The organism is Iocasia fonsfrigidae, from assembly GCF_017751145.1.
GTDB lineage: Bacteria > Bacillota > Halanaerobiia > Halanaerobiales > DTU029 > Iocasia > Iocasia fonsfrigidae.
This window is the reverse complement of the sequence record NZ_CP046640.1, coordinates 1,454,471-1,467,947: the sequence shown is the minus strand read 5'-3', so window position 1 is coordinate 1,467,947 and position 13,477 is coordinate 1,454,471. Positions and strand designations below refer to the sequence as shown.

At 32.6% G+C, this 13,477-nt stretch carries 11 protein-coding genes; 2 read left to right on the top strand and 9 right to left on the bottom strand.

Annotated elements, in window-relative coordinates:
• Positions 1-57: 57 nt before the first annotated feature.
• The 8 genes from GM661_RS06965 to GM661_RS06930 form a co-directional block, all read right to left on the bottom strand.
• The gene (locus tag GM661_RS06965) at positions 58-426 is read right to left on the bottom strand and encodes a MerR family transcriptional regulator (RefSeq protein WP_205739157.1); all 369 of its coding nucleotides are present in this window, start codon (positions 424-426) and stop codon (positions 58-60) included.
• A gap of 47 nt (positions 427-473) precedes the next feature.
• A complete protein-coding gene (locus GM661_RS06960) occupies positions 474-1,508 on the bottom strand; it encodes an alpha/beta hydrolase family protein (RefSeq protein ID WP_230869366.1) in 1,035 nt (344 codons plus the stop codon).
• Positions 1,509-1,604: 96 nt separating this feature from the next.
• Positions 1,605-2,462, bottom strand: coding sequence for a GNAT family N-acetyltransferase (locus tag GM661_RS06955; protein ID WP_230869365.1), 858 nt, complete (start codon positions 2,460-2,462; stop codon positions 1,605-1,607).
• A gap of 113 nt (positions 2,463-2,575) precedes the next feature.
• The gene (locus tag GM661_RS06950) at positions 2,576-3,421 is read right to left on the bottom strand and encodes an EFR1 family ferrodoxin (protein ID WP_125989501.1); all 846 of its coding nucleotides are present in this window, start codon (positions 3,419-3,421) and stop codon (positions 2,576-2,578) included.
• Positions 3,422-3,516: 95 nt separating this feature from the next.
• Positions 3,517-4,800, bottom strand: coding sequence for a condensation domain-containing protein (locus GM661_RS06945; RefSeq protein ID WP_230869364.1), 1,284 nt, complete (start codon positions 4,798-4,800; stop codon positions 3,517-3,519).
• A gap of 563 nt (positions 4,801-5,363) precedes the next feature.
• A complete protein-coding gene (locus tag GM661_RS06940; RefSeq protein WP_230869363.1) occupies positions 5,364-6,761 on the bottom strand; it encodes a sensor histidine kinase in 1,398 nt (465 codons plus the stop codon).
• Entirely contained in the window at positions 6,761-7,435 is a 675-nt protein-coding gene (locus tag GM661_RS06935; protein WP_230869362.1) for a response regulator, read from the bottom strand. Before GM661_RS06935 ends, GM661_RS06940 begins: the two co-directional genes overlap by 1 nt.
• Before the next feature lie 454 nt (positions 7,436-7,889).
• Positions 7,890-8,546: an HAD family hydrolase gene (locus tag GM661_RS06930; protein WP_230869361.1), complete on the bottom strand. Its 657-nt coding sequence runs from the start codon at positions 8,544-8,546 to the stop codon at positions 7,890-7,892.
• Between the two features lie 477 nt (positions 8,547-9,023).
• On the opposite strand from GM661_RS06930, the gene GM661_RS06925 reads away from it, so the two are divergent.
• On the top strand, positions 9,024-9,614 hold the full coding sequence (locus tag GM661_RS06925) for an RNA polymerase sigma factor (protein WP_230869360.1): 591 nt from the start codon (positions 9,024-9,026) through the stop codon (positions 9,612-9,614).
• Positions 9,611-10,765: a DUF4349 domain-containing protein gene (locus tag GM661_RS06920; RefSeq protein ID WP_230869359.1), complete on the top strand. Its 1,155-nt coding sequence runs from the start codon at positions 9,611-9,613 to the stop codon at positions 10,763-10,765. The genes GM661_RS06925 and GM661_RS06920 overlap by 4 nt, the downstream gene beginning before the upstream one ends.
• A gap of 90 nt (positions 10,766-10,855) precedes the next feature.
• Here the strand turns inward: GM661_RS06920 and GM661_RS06915 are convergent, their stop codons facing one another.
• Complete coding sequence (locus tag GM661_RS06915; protein ID WP_230869358.1) at positions 10,856-13,366, bottom strand: bifunctional aconitate hydratase 2/2-methylisocitrate dehydratase; 2,511 nt, start codon at positions 13,364-13,366, stop codon at positions 10,856-10,858.
• Between the last annotated feature and the right edge of the window lie 111 nt (positions 13,367-13,477).

The following is a 13,477-nucleotide window of genomic DNA, read 5'->3' as shown; positions in this document are numbered from 1 at the left end:
GGGTTTGATTAGAGCTTATGAATTTCTTAGAGTTTACTCTAAGTCAAGGGTTTTATGCTACGCTTCCCTGATATTACTTTTCAACACTCCCCTATAATATTTAATCTTAAAATTAACTTTATCAAGACAGTCATTAAATTCAGTTAATTGTTCTATTACCTTTTCTTGATGCTTCTCCAAAATTTTTATCCTTTGCGGAATAGTATTATCTCCAGTTAAAACTAAGTTAGAAAACTCTTTGATATCTTTTAAGGGCATACCAGTACTCTTCAATTTTTGTAGCAAGTCTATCCAATCCAGGTCATTTTCATTATAATCTCTATGATTAGCATTATCTCTTTCTGGTTGTAATAAGCCTATTTTTTCATAATACCTTAGTGTATATGTAGTTAAACCTGTTTTTCGAGAAAATTCCCTTATTTTCAAACTGATCCCTCCATGTCAATACTTTTCCTGCTATATTAACAATATCATTATAACACCTTATTACTAAGCCAATTCTTTATATCTTCGATTACCCTTTCAAATGAGTTATCATCAGATGATAAATTTAAAGAATGATTATAAGCGGGATATAAATAGTAATCGATATTAGTCTTGCCTTTTGCCTGGAGAGATTTTACCATCTCAGTTGCTTTTGTTGGCGATACTGATTGATCTTCTTCACCTTGAAGAATTAATACTGGTGTTTCAATCTTAGCAAGCAACTCTTCTTGATCAAGTGACAGCATTTTTCGCCACCACAAATAACCATGATTGCTCATGGAAAGTTCAAAGGGTTCATGTGACAGAATATGTTCTGCAAACTGTTTAAACCCTTCAATGTTTCTATTTAATTCTTCTTTGCTTAATCCACTAAATTTCATACTATACAAAAGATCATCAAGAAAAAACCTTCCACCACTGCCAAATACCACTGTAGCATCGATATAATCTGCTTGTGCAGTAATAATATTTGCTACTATCGCTCCTTCACTACCACCCATGACAATTATTTTTGAGTAATGATAATTTTTACGCAATGTGCAAATTACTTTATCGAGATCAGATGCACGCTGTTCCGGATGATCATGCAAAAGATAAACCTCAGGACAATCTTTTCGTTCCACTTCATCACTATAACTGAGAGCCTCGGTGATTCCGTATTTCTCAACTGTCAATAAGTCGGCATCGAGATACACCTTCCTTAGCCTGGGGATTGCTTTGATTTTTCTAATACTATTACAATCTGATCCTTGTAGAATAACAAGGAGTGTCCTTGTATGACTCTTAGGGTTTTTTAAATGAAGATAGTATTGAACAATTGAGCCGTCATCACGCTTGACTTCAATTGGATTTAATAATATTGACTGTGATTCGGAAATTTTTGCATTACCTAATTCATCGGTACTTACCACGCTGCCACCGGTATGCATTTCATTCTGAGTGCATTGCCCGGTAGCACTATTAACTAAAATTAATATGAATATAAAAAATGCCACAAATAATTTTTTTAATGATTGAAACATAATATTTCTCCTCATTTCATAGTAAATTTGGGTACAACTCTGATAAAGCAGATAGATAACATATCTGAAGCAAAAGCAGCCCTTGCTTCTCTGTTTTTAAATATTCAATATCATTTCATACTGGTCTATAAAATTTTCAAACCTTAAGTTTTGAAGAAATTTAAAGATACTAAGGCATTTATTATCAATATTAATAAAATTTATATTTTGTGATTCTGTGTACTGTATTAATCTTTTTAAAATATTATAAGCAATTCCTTGGCGACAATAATCCATATGAACTGATAACTGAGGGATATCCCCTGTGATTGTATCAATTATCCCATATCCAACAGTATCTTCAGCAATTTGTGCAATAATTACCTCAAATGAATTAGAAACTGCTATAATTGACTCAATCGAATTTTGCCATGACGGTTTAAAATCCCAGAATGATTTAAATAACTTCCAATTTATTTGATCAATATTATATGATTCATATTTTACAGAAGAAATCGGTACATCTTTAATAAAATTCTTCTCGCGTCGAAAACATGAAAAAGTCCTGGTGATTAAAAAACCCTGCTTCTTATAAAGATTAACTGCCGGTTTATTAGATTGAATTACTTCAAGTAAATAATGCTCAATATTATTATTATGAAGAAGGCTTAAAACCTTGTTAAACATATTACTTGTAATACCTTGTTTTCGATATTCGGGTATTACTCCTGTTCCACAATCATATACAGTAGTTTTACCTTTCCAATTACGAATTCCGTTGAGAATAAACCCTATTAGTTCAGTACCTTTAAACGCTCCTACAGAAATTTGAGCAGAGTAGCCTCTCCTTTGTAGCATATTATTAAACTTCCATAGAGGCAAATTAATTTCTACCTGATAATCTGAAAATGCCTTTACAAAAACATCATGTAAAATTTCAATGCTTGTGTCTTCTAATGTTTTAAAATTTAACATATGTTAATTCCCCCCCTTAACACTTTTCTATAAGCCAATAGAACTATATACATGTTATCAAAGGACTATTTTCTATCAATAGCAAGGAATAAATATAAGTCATCTCGAATATTTCAAAGATAAATATTAGGGGTTTTACGTTCATTACTTTTATTTAATTCAAAGAACTTTTTTACTAAAAATGGTATTTTATATTCTATTTTTCTTGCTTCCTGTGGACAATTTTTTACACATGACATACAACGTATACATTTACTATCATCTATTTTCAATGTTTTCTTATCTATAGCTTTCATAGGACATAGTTCAACACAAATTTGACAATGATTACATCTATTTGTATTTAAATATGGTTTTTTTATAAACTTTTTAGATCCATATTGAGGTAAAGAAATTATAGGTAAAATTATAGATAACAAATGAGAAAATAAACTTTTATCGATATCTAATTTTATTTCTGGAATATCTTTAATGTTACTATTTTTAATAAATTTACTTAATATTTTTTCCCCGAATTTTTTAGCTTGATTAAGATCCTGCTTATCAGGTCTCCCATGAGCTATTCTAAATTCTTTACATGAGTAAGAATGTTCACCTATAAATGAGGCTGCACCAATTATTTTAAAACCTCTTTTTCCTAATAAATCTTTTAACTGCTCAAGAGCTAACCCTTCATCTATATTACCATATACAGACACTAATATAACTGGTTGATTTCCTTTTAATTTTTTTAATATTGAAATCAAAAAATCAGGAACCCTTCCAGCATATACTGGTATTCCAATAATTAATAATTCATTTTTTTGAAACTCCAGATTAAATCTTTCACGATTATTTGATTTTGTTAAATCTATTTCCCGAATTTCTTTGATATTTAATCCTTTAGATATAGATTTAATTATTTTTTTTGTTGTTCCAGTAGCTGAAAAAAATATATTAGTCAATTTATCTATTTTCATTCATGTTTCTCCTTAAATTAATCATATTTTCAAGCTCAAATGAAATCTTTTAAGAATTTATTTGGGCTTTTACTTTCTTGTAAGGGCCTTTAGTTCTAATCACTTTTTAAAGATTTTAAAATTGTAATAACGCTATCCAATAATAGCTTGACCTTTTCTTCTGAAATACCACCCTTATAATAACTTGCTGATAAAGTTAAACAGTCATTATATGTACCTATTCCCAGCATAAAGGCAGGCGAATGAAAAGCTGGTGTTATTAAATATATGTCGTCTATAGCTATGTTCCCAAAATATAATAACTTAGAACTCAAAATACCTAGATTAGAAATCATTGGTGTACATTTACCAGTCTTCTTTATAGTATTCCAATCCTCATTTATAAAATTTTTTACAATGTTAAAGCCTTCTTCCATCATCAAATCACTACCTATAGCTCCGTGAATATCAGGTTTTCGGGACATAAGATCTTTCATAGCAGAATTAGTGTTTTTTAGCATTTCAAGAAAGCCTTTATTTGCATTCACTGGTAAATTAACATTTACTATTGCAGAAAAGTTATTTATCATGTCTCTCGACACCTCTGGTAAATACCGCCTTAGGTCTACCATAAATTGTATCTCCTTAAACTTATCATCAGTATCAATGAATTCCAGTAAAGATATAAAATATGCAGCTAAAATAATGTTATTTATAGTCACATTATATTTTCTAGAGTAGTAATACAGGTTTCTTAATTCCCCTCCTGCCAGTCTCCTATTATCATATACAAATACATCAGACTGATCAGAAATATTTTCCGCTGGAAAACTCCATGTAGATGTAAGATTTACCACTTCAGGTTGAAAAAATCTTTCTTTATTATCAATTTCTAAAGCTTCATAAAGTCTCTTTGTACTTCTATCATATATCCTCTGTTCAGGTATATAATCTTCATCCCTTTTTAGTTCTGTATATATTTTTGTCAGTAAATTAAGGTAATATTTTGCCCCTGACCCATCACAGGCTGAATGATTTATCTTAATACAAATGGTATCTGCATGTTTTCCACGAATTAGACAGGTTTTGACCTGAGGTACCTCAGGTGAAAAAATAATTTCAGCAAGAAAATTATCAACTGCCCTTTGAACATTGTCTGTAATTATCAACTTACATACTTCAAATTCATCAATAGTCTTCCATAATGGAAGCTGGTTTTTTTCCATAAAACGGCATCCCAGTACTGGTTCTGCATAAAAAGAAAGATAGACAGCTTTTTTCAACAAAGCGTAATCTATCTTCCCGGCTGTCTTTAAAACAAATTGAATGAGACCATTAGACATGCCAGATTGTGATACATAATTAAACCAATCCTGGTTAGTAGTATCAAAATACTTCATAAAAAATCATATCCCCCACATGATTTATGTATATACAATTAATTTATTACAACATTTTACTATTATGTAGCAACAATCCTATAAATTTATTCTAAGAATATCTCCATGTTATTAGCTACACTTCTTTTATATATTCTACAATCCTATGTAATAACCCTGCAAAAATAACAACTTTTTCTAGTTTATGCTATTAGATTTAAACAATAAAAAAAACAGAGACAATTTAAATGTCTCTATAATAAAATAACTTTCCTCTAATTCTTGTTTTAAATTGTCTAATGAAATATATTTTTATTATCATAACAAATTATTTTATAAATAGAGTAAAATAATAAAGGATAAACTAACCAACTTAACAATATAAATTTAACTCCCTTTTTAAAATCAATATTTATCCCACCATAATCCTGAATTATATAAACAATTGAATAAATCAAAAAAATCATTGAATTTATAACTAAACCGAAAAAATATATTGGAATAATTCTAGCCAATTTGATCACCTCAAATCTTCATAATCTGGATATACTGACTGTAAATAAAGCAGGGTATACTCAACTCACTTATTTACTTTGTGGAAGAAAAATAGTAAATGTACTTCCCTGATTAACTTCACTTTCAATTTTAATACTACCATGATGAATTTTAACAATCCATTGACAAATTGACAAACCCAGTCCACTACCACCGCTAGCTCTAGAACGAGACTTATCTGCCCGATAAAATCTATCAAAGATATAAGCCTGGTCTTCTTTAGAAATACCAATACCAGTATCTTTAATCACAATCTTAATCTGATTATTTTGAACTTTAGCACTAATATATATCTTTCCTCCGCCAGGTGTATATTTAATAGCATTATCTAAAAAATTTATTAAGAGCTGAGTTAACATACTCTGGTCACCATATATTGCAAGGCCCTGTTCAATATTCATTGCTAAATTTATACCTTTTCTAAGTGCTAACTCTTGCATTTCTTCAACCACTATTTCAAGTAGTTCTGTCAGGTCTAAATTCTCATTTTCAATAGATAATTCCTTGGTATCACTGCGAGCTAACAATAATAACTGTCCTACTAAGTGACTCATATAGTCAGTCTGCTTTTGAATAATCTCTAAGGCATGTTGGCATTCTTTAAGAGAGCGCCCTTCTTTCAAATTTTCTTCACTATGTGCCCTAATTATAGCAATCGGGGTTCGTAATTCATGGGAAGCATCACTGGTAAACCTCTTCTCTCTACTAAAAGCCTCTTCCAGACGATCTAATAAATCATTTAAAATAGCTGTTAAGCGCCCTATTTCATCATTATCATTCTCGGCTATTATTCTTTTTGAAAGATTACTATGACTTATGGCTTGGGCAGTCCTACTAATCTGATCAATAGGCTTTAAGGCTTTATAGGCTAAGAAATAACCACCACCACTAGCCAATAGTAAAGTTAATGGTATCCCGAATATCAATATAGTTATCAACCTATTTAATGTGGCTACTTCATCAGCTAAGGAACTTGCTAATCTCAAATACCCTATATTTCCTTGTTTATCTTTAGTTTCTACAGTTACTACTACAAAATCATCACCATTCCCTCTAATTAAAAATTTAGATTGAGAAGGATTAATTATTTTTGGAGTTACATTTTCAATATTTTCCCCTAAAACCAGCTCTCCAGCTTGATTATAAAAAGCCCTAATAATATCTTTATAAACCATCTCCTCTAATTCTTCTTCTAGTTCATCTGAGAATATTTCATCATAATCTTCTTCTTCCTCTTCTTTAGCTTCTTCTAAAACCATCTCTGCCTGGATCTGTAGTTGATTTCTTACTCTATCAATAATATAATTTTTCATACTCAAATGAAGTGCTCCACTGAATATTATTAAAACTAAAGCTAAGATAATAATATACCAGAAAGTAAGCCTGACCTTAATTCTTGAAAAAAAATTCTTTAGTCTATTAATCATTACTCCACCACTCTCAATCTATAGCCCCGTCCCCTAACAGTCTCTATTAACTTTTCATCAAAACCTTGATCAATTTTTTTTCGTAAATAACGAATATACACATCCACAATATTAGAATTATTACCATACCTGTAATCCCAAACATGTTCTTCTATCTGGGTTCTACTAAGAACTTGTCCACGATTTCTAACTAAATATTCTAAAACGGCATACTCTTTAACAGTTAAGTCAATATCTTTCCCTGCCCTACTTACTTTATGGCTAATAGTATCTAATACTAAATTATCTGCTTTTAAGACATTATTACTTTCTCCTAGCTTTCTTCTAAGTAAAGCTCTAATTCTAGCTCTTAATTCAGCAAAAGCAAAAGGTTTGGTTAAATAATCATCTGCACCTATATCCAAACCTAACACCTTATCTTCTAATGAATCTTTAGCTGTAAGAATTATAACAGGAATTTTATTACCTTCCTCTCTTAATTCTCTTAATACTTCTATCCCACTTTTGATAGGAATCATTAAATCTAAAATAATTAAATTATAATGTACTACAGTGGCTAAATCTATTGCTTCTTGCCCATCATTTGCTATATCAACTGCATAACCATCTTCTTTTAAACCCTTCTGTAAAACTTCCACCAAATGATATTCATCCTCAACTATTAAAATCCTCACCTCTATCACCTCCCCTTTCTCCACTTATACTCTATTTCCCCAAAAACAAATTTTCATATTTTCAAATTAAATTCATCTTTAGTATTACACTATAATAATTTCTATACTTATATTATACTGTTATCAATCAAACATAGCATTTATTTTTTATTATAAGGGTCTTTTTCAAAAAATATCAGTGACTTGTATCACAACGGCTTTTCGAACATACACTATAAAAACATCCTAATCTACAAAATTAATAACATTATATATATTTTACATTAAAAAAATTAGATTAAAATTAAAAAAAGATTAAAAAATTTTAATAAAACCCTTTAATCTTCTCAATATCAAAAAATAAATGACCACAATCTGCTTTAACGCAAACTATAGCCATTTTAACTGAAATTTCCGTTTCCTTATTAATAAAGAAACAAAAGATTCATATTGAAACTTTAAATCAAGATATTATTCACAATGAAAAGCAATGTTTCTGGTCTGATTCAACTATATCAATTAAGTCATTAAGCTGGTCAATAAAATAATCTGGATTTAATTTCATCACTTCTTTTAATTTAAAACAGGTATAAGAAACCAGAACTGTCTTGATACCAGCATTTTTTCCACCAATAATATCTGATGGACTATCACCAACCATTAACACCTCTTCTGGTCTAAGTTTTAAACTATCCATGATTATTTTGAACCCTTCTATATCAGGCTTGGGTTTATTAAGGTCATCTTTGCTTAAATAGATATCAATTTTGTCTGTTAAGTTAAACATTTCTAGCCCATTTATCAAACCACCCCTACCTTTATTAGTTAGTATAGCAACATAATAACCCTGATCCTTCAAGTAGTCTATTGTTTCTAAGCCAGTAGGAAATACCTTTAATTTATCACTAATCTGATAATAATAATGACGATATGTGTTAACAAGCTCCTGACAATTATTTCTTCCAAATCTCTCCATCTGTTCTTTTAAAGGTCGTCCCCAGACATTATAAATCTCAGTTGGTAATATATTATAACCCAATACTTTTTTAATAGCATAGGTAAAGCTTTCTATAATCATATCATTGGTATCAAAAAGAGTACCATCAAAATCAAAAATTACTGCCTTTAGCATAATATTTTGCCCCCCTCTTCTCCCATAAATCCTTCAGCTAAATCCAATCCTCCATCAGGCAATATATTTACTTCAATCTTCATTAATAGACACATCCTTTCTCTTTAACTTATTTGACTTATTCAGGACTTTATAATTATATTTTATTACTTTCATTTTATCATAAAATATTACAATAAAACAACATCTGAGAAAGGACTTAACTTTTACCCAGTATAATTACTCCCAGGTGAAATTCTCGGGAAGCACGAGCTTGACCTCAATGGCCTGATACTGCAACCTTAATGTGTGATACTGGGAGTGCTGGGTCAGTGCAACTTTGTGGTAAACCATCCCATACGCAATAAAAATACTTCCTACAATTGTAAAATACTAAATCAAAAGATATAATATATTATAGAAATACATATTATTTGCTTGCTTTCTGGAACAAAAACAAATTAATTTCGTCTAAATAAATAGAAAGGAGTGAAGGTAGTGGAGATATCAGATAAAGAACTTATCAAGAAATTCAGAAATAATGATGAAAGTGCCTTTGAGGAACTTGTGCTCCGTTATCAAAAAAAAGTATATAATACTGTACTAAGAATGTTAAGCAATCTAGATGACGCCAGCGATATTACCCAGGAGATATTTATTAAGGTATATCAAAACTTAGAAAAATTTAAAGGACAGTCAAGTTTTTCTACCTGGTTATTTAGTATTGCCGGCAATCACTGCCGGGATGAATTAAGGAAACGTCAGAAAGAGTTGAAACATAGTAGTCTTGATAGTATTGCTGAAGAAAGAAAGGAAACAGAACGGGTAAGTGATAATAATAGTAACTATCAACCTGAAGAAAGATCAATACAAAATGAACAGTTTAGGGATATAGAAATAGCCTTAAGCAAGCTTAGTATTGAATACAGAGAGTCTTTAGTTCTCAGGGATATTCAGGGATTTACTTATGATGAAATCTCTAAGATCCTTGGTCTTCCAGCAGGTACAGTCAAATCAAGATTATCCAGAGCTCGCCGTAAGCTTAGAGATGAGCTATCAAAAATATCAAGAAGGAGGAAAGAGATATGAGACATGAAAAAATAAAGGAATTACTGCCCCTATATATTGATAACAGTCTAAACAAAGAGGAATATACAATCATAGAAAAACACCTTGAAGAATGTGAAGAATGCAGGGCAGAGCTAGCCGAATATCAGGAAAACTACAATCAACTGACAAACTTAAAAAATATCGCCCCACCTGAAGACCTCCTGCTTTCTATTATGAATAAAATCAATAAAAAAGATAAAAAAGAGAATAAACAGGACAGTATAGTTAATAGATTAAAAAAATACTTTTTCACTCCCCTTAGAGTCCCGGCCGGGCTGGTGAGCGCTATTGCTATCATTGCTGTTATTGCCCTGACTTTTGTCCTGAATAACCCGGGTAATAATATCGATCAGCAGAACTATTTTAATCCTTCAGATAGTAATGGATACGGTGGTATTTACAGGCAATCCTCACCGGAAATAGCTACCCAGGAAATAAAAATGGATAAAAACCTGGCAGCTGCCCCTGATAATGAAATTAGCACTGAACAGCGTAAAATAATAAAAACCGCCAGACTAAACCTTGAAATAGATGATATTCAAGTGGCCCACCAGTATATTGTCGAATTAAGTAGGCAATATAACACTTATATAGCTGACTCCAGGGAATGGACAGATGCAAATGACAGGCGTTTTAGCTGGTACCAGCTGCGGGTTCCTGCTGATAATTTTAATCCAACCTTAGAGAAATTAAGCAGCGAAGATTTTGCCAGTGTTAGCTACCAATCTATTTCCACTAATGATGTTACCGAGGAATATATCGACATAGATATCAGACTGGAAAATTATCTGGCCCAGCAGAAAAGATATCAGCAATTACTGGATAAAGCCAGTACTGTGGAAGAAATACTCAATATTGAGAAAGAACTGAACCGGGTCCGCATAGAAATAGAAAGACTAAAAGGACGGATGAAATACCTTGATAATCAGGTTGATTTAAGTACCATTGAAGTAGAATTTGAAGAAGTTAAAAACCTGCCAACTGACTGGGGAATTTTTAAAGCACTGCAAAATGCCCTGCATAGAATGACAAATAGCTTCTATAATATGATAGCCAGTATAGGGGCAGCCTTACCTTATCTCTTAATAGGATTACTTGCCTATTACCTTTATAAAAAGAAAAGACAGTAAAAATTAAAGTAATATAATAAAATGGTGCTTGAATTCAAGCACCATTTATATATACCCTATAAACATCAAGTATTAAAACTTAATTAATATCTATTTAAACATCTTAAAGTATTCTTCCACAGTAGGGAATCTACCCAGTACAGCAGCCATTGCTGCCACATGGGCGCTACCCAGGTATGTTTTCGAATCAGCCGGTCCAATCCTGGACTGGTAATTACGAGTAGTTGTTGTTAAGGCAGTAGAACCAGAACCAATACGACGTTTATTACCCATACAAAGTCCACAACCCGGCATGATAATAGTAGCCCCGGCAGCTGCTAATTTAGTTAGAGTCCCATCTTCAGCCAGTTTAGAATAGATATCTAATGAAGCTGGTCCAACAACAAAGTTAATATCATGTGGCACCTGATGTCCCTCAATAATCCTGGCTGCCGACCTGATGCTTTCGATATCACCGCCTACACAACTACCTATAAAGACCTCATTTAATTCAGTGCCAGCAACTTCTGATAAAGAAGCAACATTATCCGGATGATGTGGTTTAGCAACCAGTGGTTCAACAACCTCATCTAAAGGTATTTCAATAGTTGCTGCATATTCAGCACCCTCATCAGCCCTTAATAATACCGGGTCTTTAAGGTATTCTTCAATAGTCTTGATAGTATCCCTGACTGAAGGAGAGCTATCAGCATCACTCCTGGATTTCAGGTATGCTAAATTCTTTTTAATAGCCTCAATCGTCTTTTCATCAGAAGGGATAGTACCAGCAGAGGCGCTCCTCTCGGCCACTGCATTAGTCATAATATATCTCTCATCAGGGTCTAAAAACTCTAAACCCTCCATTTCAATTATTCTCCCATTATATATTCCTTTACCAACTGTTTTTTCTGCGAAAACTACTAAGGTAGATACCAGGTCACGGGCTGTTATCCCTTTAATAGGTTTCCCTTTAAAAATAACCCTGACAGATTCGTCCATGGTTAAATCCTGTTTACCATATTTCATGGCCCCAGCAACAATATCAGAAGCAGCCGGGAAAGATAAGCCCCTGGGGGTTCTGGTATGTGAATCCCCACCAACTATAACATCTATAGGGAGGACAAATCTATTACCAATAGTATGAATAATACCTTCACCAGGTTTAAGACAAACACCACCCCTGGCAGTAATAAACTGATCAATAAAACGATGTCTATCCCTTTCCTCACTGGAAGGACATTCACCTGTATGACAGAGGGATTGAACTACAAATTCGGCGCCGAACTTACCCCCGGCCATGGACTGATACTCTTCTATTGTCATCGGCCCGGTAGTATCCTGTGAATAAACCCCCCTGATTCTTACCTCAGCAGTCTCACCAGGAATGATACTACTTTTACCATCTAGTCTGTTCCGGGTAACTATCTTTTGGGCCAGGGTCTGCCTAGGTACAGTATTAACATCTGTTACATTTTTATTACTTTTATCTGTAATAGCTACATCATTATCTTTACAATATTGCACAGCCCATTTCTGCAGTTCATTACCAGCATCAAAGTAAGTCATACCACCAGCAGCAATCTTATTTAGTTTATATTCAACCGGCAGTTCTATCTCTATTTCATTACTTCCATTTACCAGCAGCCTCTTCTTATTTAAATCAAGCTCCAGACTATCACCTTCATTAATTCCATCAGTATCAGCAATAAGCGGTAAAATACCAGAAGCTATTAGAGAATTCTGGAAAATAGGGGCCATACTTTTGGCTATTACAACCCCTCCCTGTTTTTTCTCTGGTTCACCAACAACTGATTTTCCTAAGACCTGTAAAACAGTATATGTTGCTGACTTACGGGAGGAACCCTCTCCGAGGGCCACACCAGCTACCAGGATAATATCCTCAGATTCATTATGCAGTTTATCTAGTCGATCAAGGAAATCCTCCTCATCTTCCCTGCCTTCCATAATAAACTGGGCATGGCGCGGCTGGTCTGTTCTAGAACCAGCATGTTTTGAAGGACTGAGATGTCCGGTAGTAATATTATTACCAATCTTAATACACAAACCCTGATAAGACTCAGGTAATTTCCAGTCAGCAGCAAAACACCTCTCTGCCCAACTTCTAATTAAGTTTTTTATTTCAGGTATTTTAGAACTCATTTTAGTCAGTCGTTCAAAGTCTTCTTTATTTACTAGCACAGTATTCTTCAGTATTTCAATTATTTCATTAACAAAGACCCCATCTTCAAGCAGCTTAACCAATTGTACCGCAGCAGCCCCACCTTTCATTTCTTTCAAAAGTTTTAAAGCCTCTTTAGATGAAAGATATGGTGACACTAACTGACCTTTAACTATCTTAGCCAACCCCTCTGCTTTTACATATGAAGAAGGGAAAGTACCCCTTCTAACCTCTTCAGAAAGAAATCTAATAAGTATTTGATTTGTCTTTTCTGTTTCAAAGATTGTATATTCCACCTGATCAAGACCCTCAAGTTCTAAGCCTTTAATCAAAACAGCAACTTCATCCTCTGTTAAAGGTCGTGGTAAAAGATTATAATCGCTCCTTCTCTTTAACGCCTTCTCTTTATAATTGTCCAGGACTAAAAATAGTTTTTCCCGCATACTACTCTCCTCCAACATTTTATATTATATAAACTTATATTCTCTAAAATTATATAATAAAATTATTATTTTTACAAATAATCGTATATTGTTAACCAATTGATTATTTTG